At 40.4% G+C, this 20,242-nt stretch carries 22 protein-coding genes and 1 pseudogene; all 23 read left to right on the top strand.

The features are described from left to right. Positions 1 to 528 (top strand): hypothetical protein (locus HMPREF2766_RS05665; RefSeq protein ID WP_070568389.1); only part of this gene is annotated, 528 nt, incomplete at its 5' end. Beyond that, positions 525 to 1,148, top strand: a complete 624-nt coding sequence (locus tag HMPREF2766_RS05670) for a hypothetical protein (RefSeq protein ID WP_070568393.1) — start codon at positions 525 to 527, stop codon at positions 1,146 to 1,148. The genes HMPREF2766_RS05665 and HMPREF2766_RS05670, both read left to right, overlap by 4 nt. Continuing rightward, positions 1,145 to 1,762 (top strand): hypothetical protein, encoded by a 618-nt coding sequence (locus tag HMPREF2766_RS05675; protein WP_070568396.1) that lies wholly within the window; start codon positions 1,145 to 1,147, stop codon positions 1,760 to 1,762. The genes HMPREF2766_RS05670 and HMPREF2766_RS05675 overlap by 4 nt, the downstream gene beginning before the upstream one ends. A 51-nt stretch (positions 1,763 to 1,813) precedes the next feature. Beyond that, positions 1,814 to 2,347, top strand: coding sequence for a thiol-disulfide isomerase (locus tag HMPREF2766_RS05680; protein WP_070568402.1), 534 nt, complete (start codon positions 1,814 to 1,816; stop codon positions 2,345 to 2,347). A gap of 85 nt (positions 2,348 to 2,432) precedes the next feature. After that, positions 2,433 to 2,960 (top strand): thiol-disulfide isomerase, encoded by a 528-nt coding sequence (locus HMPREF2766_RS05685; RefSeq protein ID WP_070568405.1) that lies wholly within the window; start codon positions 2,433 to 2,435, stop codon positions 2,958 to 2,960. A 179-nt stretch (positions 2,961 to 3,139) separates the two neighbouring features. Then, positions 3,140 to 3,427 (top strand): TipC family immunity protein, encoded by a 288-nt coding sequence (locus tag HMPREF2766_RS10270; RefSeq protein WP_261676405.1) that lies wholly within the window; start codon positions 3,140 to 3,142, stop codon positions 3,425 to 3,427. Positions 3,428 to 3,442: 15 nt separating this feature from the next. Then, positions 3,443 to 3,589 carry a hypothetical protein gene (locus HMPREF2766_RS10275; RefSeq protein ID WP_225893231.1) on the top strand — a complete coding sequence of 49 codons (147 nt, stop codon included), beginning with the start codon at positions 3,443 to 3,445 and terminating at the stop codon, positions 3,587 to 3,589. A gap of 12 nt (positions 3,590 to 3,601) precedes the next feature. Next, positions 3,602 to 3,766: pseudogene (locus HMPREF2766_RS10280) on the top strand (TipC family immunity protein); the annotation flags it as partial. Positions 3,767 to 4,137: 371 nt separating this feature from the next. Further along, positions 4,138 to 4,770 carry a hypothetical protein gene (locus HMPREF2766_RS05695; RefSeq protein WP_070568408.1) on the top strand — a complete coding sequence of 211 codons (633 nt, stop codon included), beginning with the start codon at positions 4,138 to 4,140 and terminating at the stop codon, positions 4,768 to 4,770. A gap of 55 nt (positions 4,771 to 4,825) precedes the next feature. Beyond that, on the top strand, positions 4,826 to 4,963 hold the full coding sequence (locus tag HMPREF2766_RS10180; protein ID WP_000240324.1) for a hypothetical protein: 138 nt from the start codon (positions 4,826 to 4,828) through the stop codon (positions 4,961 to 4,963). A 104-nt stretch (positions 4,964 to 5,067) separates the two neighbouring features. Next, a complete protein-coding gene (locus HMPREF2766_RS05700) occupies positions 5,068 to 6,111 on the top strand; it encodes a D-alanine--D-alanine ligase (RefSeq protein ID WP_070568411.1) in 1,044 nt (347 codons plus the stop codon). 83 nt (positions 6,112 to 6,194) lie between these two features. Further along, on the top strand, positions 6,195 to 7,556 hold the full coding sequence (murF, locus tag HMPREF2766_RS05705; protein WP_070568414.1) for a UDP-N-acetylmuramoyl-tripeptide--D-alanyl-D-alanine ligase: 1,362 nt from the start codon (positions 6,195 to 6,197) through the stop codon (positions 7,554 to 7,556). 188 nt (positions 7,557 to 7,744) lie between these two features. Further along, on the top strand, positions 7,745 to 8,449 hold the full coding sequence (locus HMPREF2766_RS05710; protein ID WP_070568417.1) for a YwaF family protein: 705 nt from the start codon (positions 7,745 to 7,747) through the stop codon (positions 8,447 to 8,449). A 236-nt stretch (positions 8,450 to 8,685) separates the two neighbouring features. Further along, complete coding sequence (gene ftsA, locus HMPREF2766_RS05715; protein ID WP_070535008.1) at positions 8,686 to 10,056, top strand: cell division protein FtsA; 1,371 nt, start codon at positions 8,686 to 8,688, stop codon at positions 10,054 to 10,056. 16 nt (positions 10,057 to 10,072) lie between these two features. Continuing rightward, entirely contained in the window at positions 10,073 to 11,329 is a 1,257-nt protein-coding gene (gene ftsZ / locus HMPREF2766_RS05720; RefSeq protein ID WP_000144262.1) for a cell division protein FtsZ, read from the top strand. A gap of 3 nt (positions 11,330 to 11,332) precedes the next feature. Continuing rightward, positions 11,333 to 12,004, top strand: a complete 672-nt coding sequence (locus tag HMPREF2766_RS05725) for a YggS family pyridoxal phosphate-dependent enzyme (protein ID WP_007521215.1) — start codon at positions 11,333 to 11,335, stop codon at positions 12,002 to 12,004. A gap of 9 nt (positions 12,005 to 12,013) precedes the next feature. After that, positions 12,014 to 12,544: a cell division protein SepF gene (locus HMPREF2766_RS05730; RefSeq protein ID WP_070568420.1), complete on the top strand. Its 531-nt coding sequence runs from the start codon at positions 12,014 to 12,016 to the stop codon at positions 12,542 to 12,544. Continuing rightward, positions 12,544 to 12,804 carry a YggT family protein gene (locus tag HMPREF2766_RS05735; RefSeq protein ID WP_000576501.1) on the top strand — a complete coding sequence of 87 codons (261 nt, stop codon included), beginning with the start codon at positions 12,544 to 12,546 and terminating at the stop codon, positions 12,802 to 12,804. The genes HMPREF2766_RS05730 and HMPREF2766_RS05735 overlap by 1 nt, the downstream gene beginning before the upstream one ends. Further along, a complete protein-coding gene (locus HMPREF2766_RS05740; RefSeq protein WP_070568422.1) occupies positions 12,801 to 13,592 on the top strand; it encodes a YlmH family RNA-binding protein in 792 nt (263 codons plus the stop codon). Before HMPREF2766_RS05735 ends, HMPREF2766_RS05740 begins: the two co-directional genes overlap by 4 nt. A gap of 8 nt (positions 13,593 to 13,600) precedes the next feature. After that, positions 13,601 to 13,855 carry a DivIVA domain-containing protein gene (locus HMPREF2766_RS05745; protein WP_070568424.1) on the top strand — a complete coding sequence of 85 codons (255 nt, stop codon included), beginning with the start codon at positions 13,601 to 13,603 and terminating at the stop codon, positions 13,853 to 13,855. A gap of 16 nt (positions 13,856 to 13,871) precedes the next feature. Further along, the gene (locus tag HMPREF2766_RS05750) at positions 13,872 to 14,666 is read left to right on the top strand and encodes a DivIVA domain-containing protein (RefSeq protein ID WP_070568426.1); all 795 of its coding nucleotides are present in this window, start codon (positions 13,872 to 13,874) and stop codon (positions 14,664 to 14,666) included. A gap of 251 nt (positions 14,667 to 14,917) precedes the next feature. Continuing rightward, entirely contained in the window at positions 14,918 to 17,710 is a 2,793-nt protein-coding gene (ileS, locus tag HMPREF2766_RS05755) for an isoleucine--tRNA ligase (RefSeq protein ID WP_070568429.1), read from the top strand. 294 nt (positions 17,711 to 18,004) lie between these two features. Then, positions 18,005 to 20,242, top strand: a 2,238-nt coding sequence (locus tag HMPREF2766_RS05760) for an SIALI-17 repeat-containing surface protein (protein WP_148131192.1), incomplete at its 3' end; no start/stop codon positions are given.

The following is a 20,242-nucleotide window of genomic DNA, read 5'->3' on the forward strand; positions in this document are numbered from 1 at the left end:
AGTTTCTCAAATGTCGGGGATGATGAGATGCTGCAAGATGATTTTTATTTCGGAGCAGAGTTGCGCAAATGGGCTTCAGTTGATGAAAGATGGGATAAGGCTCCTTTTATAATTCCGAGCAATCCTTGGTTGTCCTTGCAATATGAAGATATTGAACTTGAATTTGAACATGCCTTTATTTCCGACGACCGCGAAAAAGGGGAGTTTCTTAGAATTGCCTCAACTCATGTAGATATTTTAATGGTTGACAAGCGCGCTTTATACGTTATGGCTATTGAAGTAGCATCTGCCATTGATGGTCAGATTAGCGAAGACGGCAAGCAAAGTTGGCTAAGTGTAGAAGAATTTAAGGAATATCACAAGGATGTTCTTTCACTGACTTATGATGAAGCTGTTGAAATCAGTTTGGAAGAATTAAAGACAATGGTACCGGTAAGAGATCCTCTATGGGAAGAGGAAGAACGCCTTCGCGAAGAATATATCAAAATCCATGGCGAACGTGTTTATGATGATGAGGAAGACGAGTGAGACTATATATCAAAGGTGATTATACTAGAAAAGTGTCATTTGGCTACAGAGAACTCGCATGGAAAATGTGGTTTAAAGAAAGAAATGGTAAAAAAATAAGTTTCTCAAATGTCGGGGATGATGAGATGTTGCAAAATGACTTCTATTTATCTTTACGGTTAGATAAGTGGGGAGCAAGTGGCTCTCGTTGGAAAGATGTCAAGGCAAAAGGGGGCAGTGCAATCAATTCCCAAAAATATGAAAATATTGATTTGGATTATGAAGGAAGTTATGAAAGCGACGGTAGAGAAAAGGGTGCTTATCTAAGAATCGCTTCGAATTATCTAGATGTATTAACAGTTGATAAACGAGCTATGTATATTATGGCACTTGAAATTGCGACTGCGATTGATGGGAAAATTAGTGAAGATGATAAGAAAACATGGCTAACAATCGAGGAATTCAAGGAAAAGCACCAAGATATCTTATCTCTGACTTTTGATGAAGCAAATGAGATGAGCTTAGAAGAAATTCAAATAATCGACGCTATTGATGATCCCATCTGGGAAGAGTTGGATAGAAAACGTGAAGAGTATATCCGAATCCATGGAGAGATAGAGTTGGACGACGAGGAAGAATGAAATTATATTTAAAAGGTGATTACACCAAGACTGATTTTTATGAAGAGTTTAAAGAAATGGCTCAAAAAATGTGGTTCAAAGAGCGAAAAGGAATTCCACTTGATTTTTCCTATGCTTGGGATGAAGATTTACATTTGAATTTACGGTTGGATAAATTTAAATATAATGACGAACGTTGGGAGAGTGCAAATTTTAATACAAATATAAACCCTTGGAAGACATTTGAATATGAAAACTTGACATTGGATCTAGAAAATTCTTATGAAAGCGATGGACGTGAGAAAGGTGATTGTTTGCGGATTATTTCCACTCATCTAGATATTCTAACGGTTGATAAGCGAGCGCTCTATATCATGGCGATTGAGGTAGCATCTGCCATTGACGGTCAAATCAGCGAAGACGACAAAGAAACATGGCTGAGTATTGAAGAATTTAAAACGAAACATGCAGACCTGCTGAATTTGACCTACGACGAAGCAGTCGATATTAGTTTGGAAGAACTAGAGGTTATGGAGGCGATTGATGAACCCCTTTGGGATGAATTACACAGAGGATGGGAAGAATACATCAAAATCCATGGTGAACGAATTTATGACGACGAGGAAGACGAGTGAGAATATATAATCCCACCTATTTGAAAGAGAGTGTTGATAGGGGAAAGGCGAATGTTAGATAAAGTAAAACAGTTTAAGTGGTTGATTGTATTGTCCTTGTTCCTATTAGCGATTCCTTTATATTTTACTTACAATCATTTCCAACAATCTAGTGCTTTAAAAGAAGCTTTTGAAAAAAATGAAAGAATTGAAGTTCTTCATCGTTTGACATCATCAGAAAAATATGCGTCTGACATCCACAAGGCAGGATATACTATTCCTTCTGACGGAGCTATTCGATTGGATGGAGTTATTTATCCATTAGAAATAGAAGGAGAGTTACATTTGAAAATTAGCCCTCCAAAAGAGGATGCTAAGGATTTTCAGTTATTTTTCATCACACAGGTTAATGAAAAACAAACACATATAACTTTCATTTTAGATAAAAATCTGAATTTAATTTATTCCAGCTATTCTCAGCAAAATGGAAACGGGAAAAGAGAGATTGTTTCTGTCTCACAAGCCGAAGAAGATTACTTGTTGAGAAGTGTTCAAAGCGAGATTGATGACTTCATGAAAAAAATGTATCAAACCTTGTATGGTTAGATTGTTTGAGAAAGTAACTTCTTGCTCAACGCAATGCTGTATGAACAAGACTTCTAAGATTACTTAGACAGAGGGGGTGAACAGAATGTCGGGACTTAAAAAAATACTGATCGTTATTGGTTCTGTAATTGCCTTAGCTACTGGCTTGAATCTTTATTTTCAGTATCAAAACCACCAAGAATATATGCAATTAAAAACCTCCTTTGAAGAGAGGGACAATATAGCCGTCTTACAACGTTTAATGGCGTCAGAAAAATATGCGTCTGATATCCGTAAAGCGGGTTATGTCGTTCCTCCCGATGGTGCTATTCGTTTGGATGGAGGAATTGACTCCATAGAGATAAAAGGAGACATCAATTTGGATATCTCAAATCCGGGACGGAATGGGGTTACTGTTTATTTTAGAATGGAGATAGATGGTAAAATAACTAGCGTACTATATGAATTGGATAAGAACTTTGATATAGTTTCTAGCAGCTACTTTCAATTTAATGAAAAAAATATAAAAGAGAGTGTGAACATCTCTCAATCCGAAGAAGAACGCCTATTAAAGATTGTTCAAAAAGAGCTTGATGGCTTCATGAAAAAGATGTATCAAACCTTGTATGGATAGTTTGCCAGAGAAAGTAACTTCTTGCTCAACACAATGCTGTATGAACAACGGGGTGTGTTGAGGGATTTTACTAGAAAAAGATACCGTAGATGAGATACAAAAAAATTACCCAAGTACTTATAATTTCATTCGAAATATTGAAACAGGGAATCAAGAGTTGACAGAGATGAGGTGATTAGATGAAGAAGAGAAAATTTGTAATTTTTTCGTTGCTAATAGTTCTATTATTATCTTTCTCTGGTTTTCAGTACTATAAATATCAGAGAGTTCATAATATTTTTAATGAAATATACTACGAAGAAAGTGATTATCACAATTATACATTTCTCTGGAAAGGACGAGCTTTTTATAAGTTAAAAAGTTTAAAATTTGTGGACAACGATTCTCAAGAAATTTCTATTCATTCTATTGATTATAAAAGTGTAGATTTACCAAATACTATTCAATCTCTAGGTTATTATTTTTAATTTGGATTTCAGGAGATGACGAAAGTTGGGATAGAGATGCGTTTGAGACTGCCAGATACAGAGACAACCATAAATGTAGATTACCTGTACGATGTAAACAATCGGCAATTAGAACGGTTTATGTGGTACTATGATGATGAGAGTACAGGATATTTTCAGTAGTCTCAAGTAGAGGACTTTCTTGCCAAACGCGGTAAGACTGTTGATGAGATTCGCAAGGAAGCAGACAATGTACTCCGTAATAAAGTCCTTAAAGACTGGACCACTATCTACTCTAGTCGTTTTAGCACAGATAATTGGGGAGAAGTGACAGTTAAGGATATATGGAGAACAGAATAACAAACGAAACGGCGAGGCAATAGTGTTATACAGGTGGGGTGCTATGACAGAGTTCTTAAGAATATTTTATTTTATTCGATAGCTTTGGTCTGCTTTCTTTTGGTGTGACGAAAGAAACTCCCTATACTATCACCATCACCAATGTAGACAACAAGCCAGCTTACTTTGAAGCTCAAGTGGTGGATCGGTAGATTTAGGAACCGTAAACTAGGCCTCAGTTGTTGTAATTGTTTGGTAAAGGAGACTTATTTGCTTTGAAAGTAACAATCAGCTTGTTTCTTTCGAATATGCAAGAGAGGCTCTAGTGGCGAATACTAGTCAAAATGTCAAAAAAGATTTAGATAAACCTAATCCCGCAGTTGGAGAGTAAAATGTTAAAAAGAATAAGAAACTATTATAAAAACAAACCAACTCAAGCTGTCCTAATGCTCATAGTTCTTATTTGGTCAGTATATGAGATTGGTGCGACCAGCTTGGCAAGTAACTCGGCATTAACTAAGGAATTCATGCATAGTCGGTATGTTATAGTTTGGCCAATGGTAGATAAGAAAATGAAATTATACCATTATGCGGAAGAATGGACTAATGACGTTTTAGTTGGAATGATGCATTTAGACTATGGAAATATAAGAATAACTAGTTTTCCTAAAAAATGGGAGAGTGAAGCTGAAGTTTACTATACGCTGTCTCAGGATGAGTATGCTGATAGAGTATATTTTTTCTTAGACGAGCCAATTTCCAAAGCCTATATCAGCAGATTAGAACAAAATTATTATTTGATTTCAAAGAATGCAGTTGCTATTAAAGAGGAAACAGGTAAAACGGTTGAACAGTTAGTTCAAGAAGTGGGGAATGCAAGGAAAACCTTCTTATCAGTTCTTGGAAAGATGAAAATCCTTCGTTTGGTTTATTTGATTCTTCGTATGATAGTATTGTTGCAGTGTATCAGGTGGTCGGGTCAGCGTAGAAAAAGGAAAGAGAACGAAATTTTGCAGAATAGATAGAGCTCCCAAAAGGTATGATGATAAAGAGCTTCCAAACAATCAAAAAGATATTCATTTGGTAAAGAATGGGATTGTTGTCAGCTACCAAGGGGAGAAAGTTTTTTATGTAACCAATAACAAGTCCTACACGATCACCATCACCAATGTAGACGACAAACCGGCGCACTTTGAAGCTCAAGTGGTGGATAGGTAAAATTTCAGCTCTCAAATGAGGGCTTTTTTAGATACAAGTTTCAAAAAAGAAGCAAATATGATATACTAAAGAACGAATATTCTATTAGAATTAGGACAAGCAATATGAAACAAACGATTATTCTTTTATACGGTGGGCGTAGTGCAGAGCGTGAAGTCTCTGTCCTTTCAGCTGAAAGTGTGATGCGTGTGGTCAACTACGATCGTTTCACAGTCAAGACTTTCTTCATCAGCCAATCAGGTGACTTTATCAAAACGCAAGAATTTAGCCAGACTCCAGGTCAAGAGGATCGTCTCATGACCAATGAGACCATTGACTGGGACAAGAAAATCGCGCAAAGTGCCATCTATGAAGAAGGTGCAGTGGTCTTTCCAGTTCTTCATGGTCCGATGGGAGAAGATGGCTCTGTTCAAGGATTCCTTGAAGTTTTGAAAATGCCTTATGTCGGTTGCAATATCTTGTCATCAAGTCTTGCCATGGATAAAATCACGACCAAGCGTGTGTTAGAATCTGTCGGGATCGCTCAAGTTCCTTATGTGGCCATTGTCGAAGGAGATGATGTGACTTCTAAAATCGCTGAAGTTGAAGAAAAACTGACTTATCCAGTCTTCACGAAGCCGTCAAACATGGGTTCCAGTGTCGGTATTTCTAAGTCTGAAAACCAAGAAGAACTCCGTCAAGCCTTGGAGCTTGCCTTCCAATATGACAGCCGTGTCTTGGTAGAGCAAGGGGTGAATGCCCGTGAAATCGAGGTTGGTCTCTTGGGCAACTACGATGTGAAGAGCACGCTTCCTGGTGAAGTGGTCAAGGATGTTGCCTTTTATGACTACGATGCCAAATATATCGATAACAAGATTACCATGGACATCCCAGCCAAGATTAGTGATGATGTAGTAGCTGTCATGCGTCAAAATGCTGAAACAGCCTTCCGTGCGATTGGTGGACTTGGTCTATCTCGTTGTGATTTCTTCTATACAGATAAGGGCGAGATTTTCCTAAACGAGCTTAACACCATGCCAGGTTTTACCCAGTGGTCTATGTATCCACTACTTTGGGACAATATGGGAATCAGCTACCCAGAACTAATCGAGCATTTGGTTGACCTTGCTAAGCAAAGTTTTGACAAGCGCGAAGCGCATTTGCTATAAAATGAAAGAGAGGGTAGAAGCCGGAACTATCACTGCAAGGTGAGTCGAGTTCTCGGACTTCAACCCTTTTTAAAGGAGTAGAAATGAAATTAACGATCCATGAAGTTGCCCAAGCTGTTGGGGCTAAAAATGATGTCAGCATCTTTGAGGACACCCAGATAGAAAAAGCTGAGTTTGACAGTCGTTTGATTGGGACAGGTGATTTGTTTGTGCCACTCAAAGGTGCGCGCGATGGTCATGACTTTATCGAAACAGCTTTTGAAAATGGTGCAGCAGTAACCTTGTCTGAGAAAGAGGTTGCAAATCATCCCTACATTCTAGTAGCTGACGTTTTGATTGCCTTTCAACAACTAGCCGCCTACTATCTTGAGAAAACGGCTGTTGATGTCTTTGCCGTAACGGGTTCAAATGGAAAAACGACGACCAAGGATATGTTGGCACATTTATTATCAACAACCTACAAGACCTACAAAACTCAGGGCAATTACAATAACGAGATTGGTCTTCCTTACACAGTTCTTCATATGCCAGATGATACTGAAAAATTGGTCTTGGAAATGGGGCAGGATCACTTGGGGGATATCCATCTCTTGTCTGAATTGGCTCATCCTAAGACAGCCATTGTGACCTTGGTTGGAGAGGCTCATTTGGCCTTTTTCAAAGACCGTTCTGAGATTGCCAAAGGAAAAATGCAGATTGCAGATGGTATGGCACCAGGTTCTTTGCTTTTGGCACCAGCTGACTCGATTGTAGAGGACTACTTGCCTACAGATAAAAAGGTGGTTCGTTTTGGGCCAGGAGCAGAGCTGGAAATCACAGACTTGGTTGAGCGCAAGAATAGTCTGACCTTTAAGGCCAATTTCTTGGGACAAGCCCTCGATTTGCCAGTGACAGGTAAGTACAATGCCACCAATGCTATGATTGCTGCTTATGTGGCTCTACAAGAAGGAGTTTCAGAGGAGCAAATTCGTCAGGCCTTTCAGAACCTAGAATTGACCCGCAATCGTACTGAGTGGAAGAAGGCAGCCAATGGAGCAGATATTCTGTCTGACGTATACAATGCCAATCCAACTGCTATGAAGTTGATTTTGGAGACATTCTCTGCCATTCCAGCTAATGAAGGGGGCAAGAAAATCGCTGTCTTGGCAGACATGAAGGAACTCGGCGACCAGTCAGTCCAACTCCATAACCAGATGATTTTAAGCCTATCGCCAGATGTGCTGGATACCGTTATTTTCTATGGAGAAGACATTGCCGAATTGGCACAACTTGCCAGTCAAATGTTCCCAATCGGTCACGTTTTCTACTTCAAGAAAACAGCTGACGAGGACCAATTTGAAGACCTAGTCAAGCAGGTTAAGGAAAGCCTCGGTGCCAATGACCAAATTTTGCTTAAAGGCTCTAACTCCATGAATCTAGCCGAGTTGGTCGAAAGCCTAATGTAGTTTAGCGATTTCCATATGAAATTGTAGATTTCAAATCAGTGCATTTCTGCAATACAAATGATATAATAGGTTGCGAATTTAAGACGCAAGTATTCTATGCATGGCATGGAATCAAGTTTTTCAAAAAAAATAAAAAGGTCGAGCAGTGACTTTTCTACTGCTCCGGCTAGATGAACGAGGAATAGAATATGAATTTGTGGGATAAATTATTTACCACACAGATATCAGAACCGCCCCAGTTTGAACTTCACTGGTACATTGGTTTGTTATGTTTACTGGCTCTTACTTTCTATGCTTCTTATCGTTTTCGCGAGAAAGTTGCTTACCAGCGTTTTATTCAGATTCTTCAGTCTGTTCAACTGATTGTTCTGTATAGCTGGTATTGGGGAAATCTCATGCCTCTGTCAGAAAGTTTACCCTTCTATCATTGCCGTATCGCCATGTTTGTTATGCTCTTGATTCCAGGAAAATCCAAGTACAAACAGTACTTTGCTCTTTTAGGAACTTTTGGAGCAACAGCAGCACTGGCTTACCCTCTCTTTGATCCCTACCCATTTCCACACGTGACCATTTTGTCCTTCATTATCGGACATGTTGCCCTTTTAGGAAATGCGCTTCTATACTTGTTTAGAAACTATCAGCCATCCCTTCTCGATTTGAAGAATGTGGCGGTGATTACCTTCGCCTTAAATGGCTTGATATGGGTTGTCAATTTAGTTGTAGATGGGGATTATGGATTTTTAAACAAACCACCACTTATTGGAAGCTTCGGCCAACCCTTAAATTATCTCATTGTTTCGACTGTTATCGTGATAGCAATTCGCTTAACAGGGAAATTAGTAGAAAATTTTTTACAACAAAAATCGGAAGAATTTATTCAAGAGAAGATCTAAAATGATCTTCTCTTTTTTGGGTTTTTAAGAAGCAGAAAGGAAATTGTGAACGTTAACTTCAAAAAATCTCTTAGAAGAAGAATTTTTCTAGAATTTTCTCAAAAAACATGCAGGAATTTTATCAAAAACTAAGCACGATTGGATTTTTTGTGTTATAATATTCTTTGAATAGCTATGCCCAAACATAGTTATTAAATAGAAGTGAGAAACTTGGAAGACAGAGAGGACGCGATGTAATGACTAGAGATGGTTTTTTTACAGGCTTAGATATCGGAACAAGCTCGATTAAAGTGCTAGTAGCTGAGCATAGAGATGGCGAAGTAAATGTAATTGGTGTTAGTAATGCCAAAAGTAAAGGTGTAAAAGACGGAATTATTGTTGATATTGAAGCAGCTGCTTCAGCAATCAAATCCGCAATCACACAGGCAGAAGAGAAAGCTGGTATTTCTATTAAGTCTGTTAACGTTGGCCTTCCAGCAAACCTCTTGCAGGTTGAACCAACACAAGGAATGATTCCTGTAACTTCAGATACTAAAGAAATCACAGATCAAGATGTTGAAAATGTTGTCAAATCAGCTTTGACAAAGAGCATGACTCCTGACCGTGAAGTGATTACCTTTATTCCAGAAGAATTCATCGTGGATGGTTTTCAAGGAATCCGTGACCCTCGTGGTATGATGGGTGTTCGCTTGGAAATGCGTGGTCTGCTTTACACAGGTCCTCGTACAATTCTACACAATCTTCGCAAGACGGTTGAGCGTGTAGGTATTCATGTTGATAATGTGATTATTTCACCTTTGGCAATTGTGAACTCCGTTCTCAATGAAGGCGAACGCGAATTTGGTGCGACTGTCATTGACATGGGTGGAGGTCAGACTACTGTAGCGACTATCCGCAACCAAGAATTGCAGTTCACTAACATCTACCAAGAAGGTGGAGATTACGTTACTAAAGACATTTCTAAAGTCTTGAAAACATCTCAAAAAATTGCTGAAAGTTTGAAACTGAACTATGGTGAAGCTTACGTTCCACTAGCAAGTAACGAAACTTTCCAAGTTGAAGTAATTGGTGAAGTAGAACCTGTTGAAGTAACAGAAAGCTACTTGGCAGAAATTATCTCAGCACGCATCAAACATATCTTTGACCAAATCAAACAAGAGTTGGAAAGAAGACACTTGTTAGATTTACCTGGAGGTATCGTCCTTATCGGTGGAAATGCAATTTTGCCAGGAATTGTTGAATTAGCCCAAGAAGTATTTGGTGTTCGCGTAAAACTTTATGTACCAAATCAAGTTGGAATTCGCAACCCTGCATTTGCGCACGTGATTAGCTTGTCTGAGTTTGCTGGTAAATTGACTGAAGTCAATCTTCTTGCCCAAAAAGCAGTTAAAGGAGATGAATTCCTTCGTCAAAAACCAATCAACTTTGGCATTCCAAATCAACGTTTGAATCCAGTAGCGCAACCAAGTCCAGCACAAGCAGCTCCAGCTGAAACTGTGCAGGAAACTCCAGTTGCTCCCAAGGAAGAATTCCAAGCAAGTTCTCAAAGTAAACCGAAGCTAACAGAACGTTTCCGTGGTTTGATCGGAAGCATGTTTGATGAATAAAAGAGGATAAGAAATTATGACATTTTCATTTGATACAGCAGCAGCTCAAGGCGCAGTTATTAAGGTAATTGGTGTCGGTGGTGGTGGTGGTAACGCCATCAACCGCATGGTTGACGAAGGTGTTGCTGGTGTAGAATTTATCGCAGCCAACACTGATGTACAAGCCCTTAGCAGTACGAAAGCAGAAACAGTTATCCAACTTGGTCCAAAATTGACTCGTGGTTTGGGTGCTGGAGGACGTCCTGAAGTTGGACGTAAAGCTGCAGAAGAAAGTGAAGAAGCTTTGACGGAAGCTATCACTGGAGCGGACATGGTCTTTATCACTGCAGGTATGGGTGGTGGATCTGGTACAGGTGCAGCCCCTGTTATTGCACGTATCGCTAAAGATCTTGGTGCTCTTACAGTTGGTGTTGTGACACGTCCTTTCGGATTTGAAGGAAGTAAACGTGGTCAGTACGCTGTAGAAGGAATCAACGAACTTCGCGAGCATGTTGATACTTTGTTGATTATCTCTAATAACAACTTGCTTGAAATTGTTGATAAGAAAACGCCACTTCTTGAAGCTCTTAGCGAAGCAGATAACGTTCTTCGCCAAGGTGTTCAAGGGATCACTGACTTGATCACGAATCCAGGATTGATTAACCTTGACTTTGCTGACGTGAAAACTGTAATGGCCAACAAAGGGAATGCTCTTATGGGTATCGGTATCGGTAGTGGTGAAGAACGCGTTGTTGAAGCGGCTCGTAAAGCAATTTACTCTCCACTTCTTGAAACAACAATCGATGGTGCAGAGGATGTCATCGTCAACGTTACTGGTGGTCTTGATTTGACCTTGATTGAAGCAGAAGAAGCTTCAGAAATTGTCAACCAAGCAGCTGGCCAAGGTGTAAACATCTGGCTTGGAACATCAATTGACGAAAGCATGAAGGATGAAATCCGTGTTACTGTTGTAGCGACAGGTGTTCGTCAAGAGCGAGTGGAAAAAGTAGTTGGAGCTCGTAACAACCAACCAGTTGGACGTCCATCAACTAAAGCTCCACAAGCGCACACATTTGACCGTCAATTCGACTTGGAAGAGACAGCAGAAATGCCTAAATCAAGCCCACGTCGTTTTGAAACAAACCAAGCCTCTGCTTTTGGAGACTGGGACTTGCGTCGTGAGTCAATTGTTCGCCAAACAGATCCAGTTGTTTCACCAGTAGAACGCTTCGAAACACCAGTTTCACAAGATGAAGATGAATTGGATACACCTCCATTCTTCAAAAATCGTTAATCAATGAATTTGAAAAAAAATACTGAATTAGTTTTTCAGCAAATTGCTGATGCTAGTCAAAAAGCCAACCGTAATCTAGATGCTGTTTCAGTAATCGCAGTGACAAAATATGTAGATGTACAAACAGCGGAAGCTTTGCTTCCGCTTGGCATCTATCATATCGGTGAAAATCGGGTTGATAAATTTTTAGAAAAATATCAGGCCTTGAAAGATTACCCAGTCACTTGGCATTTAATAGGAACACTACAGAGACGGAAAGTAAAAGAAGTAATCCCATATGTGGATTACTTTCATGCTTTAGACTCCCTAAAATTAGCCCAGGAAATTCAAAAGAGAACAGATCATGTTATCAAGTGTTTCTTGCAGGTTAATATTTCTGGGGAAGAAAGTAAGCATGGGTTTTCAAAAGAAGAATTGCTAGAACTTTTGCCAGAATTGGCTAAGTTAGATCAGATTGAGTATGTTGGTTTAATGACCATGGCTCCTTTTGAGGCAGACAGTGATGAATTGAAAGAAATTTTCAAGGATACGCAGGCTCTGCAAGCAGAAATTAGAGAAAAACAAATCCCTAATATGCCGATGACAGAGCTAAGCATGGGAATGAGTCGTGACTTTAAAGAAGCGATTCAGTTCGGCTCAACCTTTGTTCGAATCGGTACAGCATTTTTTAAATAGGAGAGAGCTATGTCTTTAAAAGATAGATTCGATAAATTTATAGATTATTTTACAGAAGATGGAGAAGACGTGACTAACTACCAGACTCAACAAGAGGAAACAGTTAGCCCAGCCATCTCATCTTCTAAAGAATTACCAGCATCTGCTCAGCCGGGCTCAGTAAAAGATGCGAATATTACTCGCCTCCATGCTCGTCAACAAGAGTTGGCAAAGCAAAACCATCACTCAGATGAGAAAGTGACGATTGATGTTCGTTATCCAAGAAAGTATGAGGATGCAACTGAGATTGTTGATTTGTTAACTGGAAATGAAAGTATCTTGATTGATTTCCAATACATGACAGAAGTACAAGCCCGTCGTTGCCTTGATTACTTGGATGGAGCCCGTCATGTCTTGGCTGGAAATATGAAAAAAGTTGCGAGTACGATGTATCTATTGACGCCTGTCAACGTTGTCGTGAATATTGAGGATATCAAGCTTCCAGATGAATCACAAAGCGCTGAGTTTGGTTTTGATATTAAACGAAATAGAGCAAGATAATGATTTTCTTAATTCGTTTAATCCAAAATGCGGTTAGCATTTATTCCATCATTCTCGTTGCATTTGCTCTTCTTTCATGGTTTCCAAATGCCTATGAAAGCCAGCTAGGTCGCTTAGTTATCAGACTTGCTCGCCCAGTTATTGAGCCCCTTCGTAAGCTCAATCTACAATTTGCTGGTCTTGATTTTACGGTTTGGGCAGCGCTGATTCTGATTCAGTTTGTTGGAAATCTCTTAACACGACTAGTCCTATTACTATGACAGCAAATCGAGCCATTTATCAGCATTTTTCCCAAGATGATATTCCCTTTATTGATAAGGGTTTAGAGTGGATCAAGCGGGTAGAAGATACCTATGCGCCGGTACTTACTCCTTTTATCAATCCCCATCAGGAACAGATTTTGAGGGTACTAGCTGGGACATATGGACTGGGTTGCCAAAGTAGTGGTGATTTTCTTCCGACAGAGTCGGTTCGTGTTCTTCTCTATCCCGATTACTTTGAACCGGAGATATCAGACTTTGAAATGGCCTTGTTGGAAATTTGCTATCCGAGTAAGTTTGAACAACTGAGTCATGGAAAAATATTGGGAACAATCATCAACCAACTAGGAATTGACCGTAAATTATTTGGTGATATCTTGGTAGATGAAAAGAGAGCACAGATTTTTGTCAATCGTGATTTCATTCCTCTTTTTCAGGATGGAATAAGAAAGATTGGCAGACTTCCTGTATCGCTGGAGGAACGTCCTTTTACCGATAGGATTTTGTCTAAAATTGATTATAGAGAACGAGAAATTTTAGTTTCGAGTTTTCGATTGGATGCCCTCTTATCAAGTGCCTTGAAATTATCTAGAAATCAAACTAGTCAACTGATTGAGAAAAAATCTGTCCAGGTAAATTATCATGTGGTTGAAAAATCTGATTACCAGGTCGCAGTTGGAGATTTGATCAGTGTGAGAAAGTTTGGTCGTTTGAAAGTTGTCAAAGACAATGGTCAGACCAAAAAGGATAAGAAAAAACTAACAGTCCGGCTACTTTTAAGCAAGTGAGAAAAAATATGTCGATTACACCACAAGAAATAAGTGATAAAGCTTTCTCAAGAACATTCAGAGGCTACAATCAGGAAGAAGTTGACCTCTTTCTAGATAAGATTTACTTTGAATTGGAGGAGATGATTCGATACAAAAATGAAACTGAACTCTATATCAAAAAACTAGAAGAACGTCTTTCCTATTATACGAATGATATTCCTAAGAGAACAGTAACAAGCGAGCAAGAACCAGAAGCAATTAATGATTCTATTTTTTATTAAGTAAGTGAGGAAAAGTATGCCAATTACATCGTTAGAAATTAAAGATAAAACCTTTGGTACAAGATTTAGAGGTTTTGATCCAGAAGAAGTAGACGAGTTTCTTGATATCGTTGTTCGTGACTACGAAGACTTGGTTCGTAGCAATCACGATAAAGAGACACACATCAAGAGTTTGGAAGAACGTTTGTCTTACTTTGATGAGATGAAGGATTCCTTGAGTCAGTCAGTTTTGATTGCTCAAGATACTGCGGAGCGTGTTAAACAGGCTGCTCAAGAACGTTCAAACAATATTATTCAACAAGCTGAACAAGACGCTCAACGTTTGCTTGAAGAAGCGAAATACAAGGCAAATGAAATTCTCCGTCAGGCAACAGATAATGCGAAGAGAGTGGCTGTTGAGACAGAAGAGTTGAAGAACAAGAGTCGCGTATTCCATCAACGCCTCAAGTCTACGATTGAAAGTCAATTGGCTATTGTCGAGTCATCTGATTGGGAAGATATTCTTCGCCCAACAGCTACTTACCTTCAGACAAGTGATGAAGCCTTTAAAGAAGTGGTGGGTGAAGTTCTTGGTGAAACTGTATCTTTACAACCAGAGGAAGAGCCTATTGATATGACTCGTCAATTCACACCAGAAGAGGTTGCTGAATTGCAAGCTCGTATCGAGGCTGGTAACAAAGAATTAGCTGAGTTTGAAGCTCAACAAAATCAACAGACAGAAGAAAGTGACCAGCATGAAGAGCCAGTTGAAGTAGAGGCTACTGCGGCAACTGAGGACGATGCAAACAAAGAATCTGTTCTTATCCTATAAAAAATGTGAGAACAAGATCCAACCAACTATATTTTCAGCGAGCGGGAGATGGTGAGAGTCCTGCAATCCCTAGTGGTTAGATTATCCTCTCAAGCAATCCAGTCCGAAAATAGTAAGACTGGACGTCCCCCACGTTACGGGAAAAGAGGAAAAGAGACCCTGTCTTTTTTCGAACAAAGGTGGTACCACGAATTTCGTCCTTTTTGCGAATCGTGGTTTTTATTTTGTCAGTTTAAATTAAAGGAGTAACAATGAAACTTAAAGAAACCCTCAATCTAGGGAAAACAGATTTTCCAATGCGTGCTGGTCTTCCAACCAAAGAACCAGTTTGGCAAAAAGAATGGGAAGAAGCAAAACTTTACCAACGTCGTCAAGAATTGAACCAAGGAAAACCGCATTTCACCTTGCATGATGGACCTCCGTATGCAAACGGAAATATCCACGTTGGACATGCCATGAACAAGATTTCTAAAGATATTATTGTTCGTTCGAAGTCTATGTCAGGATTTTATGCTCCTTATATCCCAGGTTGGGATACTCATGGTCTGCCAATCGAGCAAGTCTTGGCAAAACAGGGCGTTAAACGCAAAGAAATGGACTTGGTTGAGTACTTGAAACTTTGCCGCGAGTACGCTCTTTCTCAAGTAGATAAACAACGTGAAGACTTTAAACGATTGGGTGTTTCTGGTGACTGGGAAAATCCTTATGTGACCTTGACTCCGGACTATGAAGCGGCTCAGATCCGTGTCTTCGGAGAAATGGCTAAGAAAGGCTACATCTACCGTGGTGCCAAGCCAGTTTACTGGTCTTGGTCATCTGAATCAGCTCTTGCTGAAGCGGAAATTGAATACCATGACTTGCTTTCAACTTCCCTTTACTATGCTAACCGCGTCAAAGACGGAAAAGGTGTCCTAGATACAGACACTTACATCGTAGTTTGGACAACTACTCCATTTACTATCACAGCTTCTCGTGGTTTGACAGTTGGAGCTGATATTGACTACGTAGTCGTTCAACCAGCTGGTGAATCTCGTAAGTTTGTAGTTGCTTCAGAATTGTTGAACAGTTTGTCTGAGAAATTTGGCTGGGCGGATGTGCAAGTCTTGGCAACCTACCGTGGTCAAGAATTGAATCACATCGTAACAGTCCACCCATGGGATACAGCTGTAGATGAGTTGGTAATCCTTGGTGACCACGTTACGACTGACTCTGGTACAGGTATCGTCCATACAGCCCCTGGTTTTGGTGAGGACGACTACAATGTCGGTGTTGCCAACGGCCTTGAAGTTGCTGTAACAGTTAACGAACGCGGTATTATGATGGAAAATTCTGGTCCTGAATTTGCGGGTCAGTTCTATGATAAGGTTGTGCCGACTGTTATCGAAAAACTGGGTGATTTGCTCCTTGCTCAAGAAGAAATTTCTCACTCATATCCATTTGACTGGCGGACTAAGAAGCCAATCATCTGGCGTGCAGTACCACAGTGGTTTGCCTCTGTATCTAAATTCCGCCAAGAAATCTTGGATGAAATTGAAAAAGTGAAGTTCCACTCAGAATGGGGGAAAGTTCGTCTTTACAATATGATTCGTGACCGTGGTGACTGGGTTATCTCTCGTCAACGTGCTTGGGGTGTTCCGCTTCCAATCTTCTATGCTGAAGACGGAACACCAATCATGACAGCTGAGACTATTGAACATGTAGCTCAACTCTTTGAGGAACACGGTTCTATCATCTGGTGGGAACGTGATGCTAAGGACCTCTTGCCAGAAGGATTTACGCATCCAGGTTCACCAAATGGCGAGTTTAAAAAAGAAACAGATATCATGGACGTATGGTTTGACTCAGGTTCATCATGGAATGGAGTAGTGGTCAACCGTCCAGAACTCAAATATCCAGCAGATCTTTACCTTGAAGGTTCTGACCAGTACCGTGGTTGGTTCAACTCATCACTTATCACATCTGTTGCTAACCATGGCGTTGCTCCCTACAAACAAATCTTGTCACAAGGATTTGCCCTTGATGGTAAAGGTGAGAAGATGTCTAAATCTCTTGGGAATACCATTGCTCCAAGCGATGTTGAAAAACAATTTGGTGCGGAAATCTTGCGTCTCTGGGTAACAAGTGTTGACTCAAGCAACGACGTGCGTATCTCTATGGATATCTTGAGCCAAGTCTCTGAAACTTACCGTAAGATCCGTAACACTCTTCGTTTCTTGATTGCTAACACTTCTGACTTTAACCCAGCTCAAGACGCAGTGGCTTACGATGAACTTCGTTCAGTTGACAAGTACATGACGATTCGCTTTAACCAGCTTGTCAAGACCATTCGTGATGCTTATGCCAACTTTGAATTCTTGACAATTTACAAGGCCTTGGTGAACTTCATCAACGTTGATTTGTCAGCCTTCTACCTTGACTTCGCTAAAGACGTTGTTTACATCGAAGGTGCCAAATCACTCGAACGCCGTCAAATGCAGACAGTCTTCTATGACGTTCTTGTCAAAATCACCAAACTCTTGACACCAATCCTTCCTCACACTGCAGAAGAAATCTGGTCATATCTTGAGTTTGAAGCTGAAGAATTTGTTCAATTGTCAGAATTGCCAGAAGCAGAAACTTTTGCCAACCAAGAAGAAATCTTGGATACATGGTCAGCCTTCATGGATTTCCGCGGACAAGCTCAAAAAGCCTTGGAAGAAGCGCGTAATGCAAAAGTTATCGGGAAATCGCTTGAAGCACACTTGACAGTTTATCCAAATGAAGTGGTGAAAACTCTTCTTGGAGCAGTGGATAGCAATGTAGCTCAACTTTTGATCGTGTCAGAATTGACCATCGCTGAAGGTACAGCTCCAGAAGGAGCAGTTAGCTTTGAGGATGTTGCCTTTACAGTTGAACGCGCTGCAGGTGAAGTTTGTGACCGTTGCCGTCGTATCGACCCAACAACAGCAGAACGCAGCTACCATGCAGTTATCTGTGATCACTGTGCAAGCATCGTAGAAGAAAACTTTGCGGACGCTGTCGCAGAAGGATTTGAAGCCAAATAATCAGATTAGAAATATGTCTTCTCATAGTTTAAGATGAGAGAGAAGGTAAAAGAGAGAAAGTCATTTCTCTCTTTTTTTGCTGGTAAAAGCTTAGGACAAAGATGTAGAAATTCAACATTTTTAGGGAGAGTTTTAAGTTGATTTTTGAGATTTTTTCAAAAAGGGAGGTCGTGTTTTGGTACTTTTCAAAAGCACGTGTTGTTTCTAAAAATCGCGACAAATAATTTGAATAATCAAGTGAAATCAGGTAGAATAGAAAGGATTGAATAATATATTGAAAAGGAAATCTTTAGAATGAAACATCAGTTTTATGGAGAAAAACGACAGCGCTTTTCTTTCAGAAAGTTGTCTGTCGGGCTCGTTTCGGCGACTATTGGAAGCTTCTTTTTGAATGGGCAAATAACTGGGGACTTGACTTCTGTAAAGGCAGCAGAAATTCAAAGTCAGCAGTCTGCTCAGGTCAAATACCACTACGTAGTGGAGTCTGAATTGACAGAGGCAGAGAAGAGTGCCTTGATTAGGGAGATTCCAAAGCATGTTGAGGATGCTTCAGAGACCTATTACTTAGTTTATCGTCCGACTACTCAAGGGGATTCATCTGGAGTATTGCCTAAGACAGGTCACTCCGGCCTTTGGGAATCAACATTTACAGCGATGGGTCTTGCATTACTAGTACTTGTAGTTGTTAGAGGCAGAAATGGGAAGAGGTATTTATCTTCGATCTTGTTGGTAACTGGAATGGGATCCATGCTGCTATCTCCAACAGTCTTAGCAGTGACGAATATCGAACTCGCTGCATATAATCAAAGTCTTAACTTGGGTCTTGGAGAATCCCTTCCAGCGCCATTGAAAATTGACGGTTACGACTATATCGGTTACTTAAAGAATGAAGAACAAAATGATAGTCATTTAACTCATTCTGCTCAGAAGGAAAATCCGACACTTGATTTGGAGAAAGAGAAGGGAAGTGAACTTAAACCGAGTGAAACAAATCTTGATATGAAAGAGATTGTTTCGGATAAGGGTGATGCTTTAACTGAGGAAGAAAGAGAAGCTATAGCTGCTAAGGAGAGAGAACTCGCTCGCCTTGGAGCAGTTCATGAATTGCCAGAATTAAAAATTAGTGAACAAAAGTCGGTTCAAGATCTCCCTTATCAGACCCAATACCAGTATTCAGATGACTTGGTTCAAGGTCAATCAAAAGTCATACAATCAGGTGTTCGAGGCCAAAGAACAGTTGTAACTCGTCATTATCGTGAGAATCAAGAAATCGTAAAAAGCGAAATGATTTCTGATCAAGTGACGCTTGAACCTGTTTCTGAAATTATTTTAGTTGGAACAGCTCCAACTAACTCGATACCAAAAGAAACTCCAGTTCACGAAGTTCCAGAACTGACAAAATATGGCACGAGTCCTGATACATCTCCAGTTCATGAAGTTCCAGAATTGGCAGAGTACGGCACAAGTTCTGAGATGCCTCCAGTTCAAGAGATTCCAGAACTGACGGAATATGGGACAAATCCTGATACAGCTCCTATTCACGAAGCTCCAGAACTGACAGAATATGGCACAACTCCTGAAACATCCCCAGTTCACGAAGTTCCGGAATTGTCAGAGTATGGCACCAGTCCTGAGACAACTCCAGTTCGTGAGACTCCAGAACTGACGGAATATGGCACAACTCCTGAAACAGCGCCTGTTCACGAAGTTCCGGAATTGTCAGAGTACGGAACCAGTCCCGAGACATCACCTGTTCACGAAGTTCCAGAATTGACAGAGTATGGGATAACTCCTGATACAGCGCTAGTTCATGAAGTTCCGGAATTGACGGAATATGGCACAACTCCTGAAACAGCTCCTGTTCACGAAGTTCCGGAGTTGGCAGAGTACGGAACCAGTCCCGAGACAGCTCCTATTCATGAGAACTCTGAGTTGGAATTGACTACAAATGATGAGGTTAGAATAGAAAAGATTGATTTTTCTATTGAGGAGCAGTACACAGATGAGATTCCAGAGGGGAGTCGCCAAATCACAACACCAGGAGTTGAGGGTGAGCGCACGATTAAGACTCGTGTCTATAGTTCTAACGGTCAAGAGGTTGACCGTCAAGAACTTTCGAATGAAGAAACCTTGGCTCCCGTAACGCAAATTGTCAAAGTCGGCACGGCTAAACCAAGCATGGTGCCAAATGAAGCACCAAAAGCAGATATTCTGCCAGAATATCCGTTGACTTATACTGACGAAATTCGTGTAGAGAAAATAGCCTTCAACATCGAGGAGCAACATACGGACGAATTGGTTCGTGATGCTCGTCAAATCGCCACTCCAGGAGTCCAAGGTGAACGGACTATCAAGACTCGTGTCTACAGTTCTAATGGACAAGAGGTTGACCGCCAAGAGTTGTCCAATGAGGAAACTCTGGCTCCCGTAACGCAAGTCGTTAAGGTCGGCACGGCTAAATCAAGCATGGTACCGAACAATCCACCGCAAGCAGACCCCCTTCCAGAGTATCCGTTGACTTATACTGACGAA

Origin of the sequence: Streptococcus sp. HMSC076C08 (assembly GCF_001810825.1) — a bacterium.
GTDB lineage: Bacteria > Bacillota > Bacilli > Lactobacillales > Streptococcaceae > Streptococcus.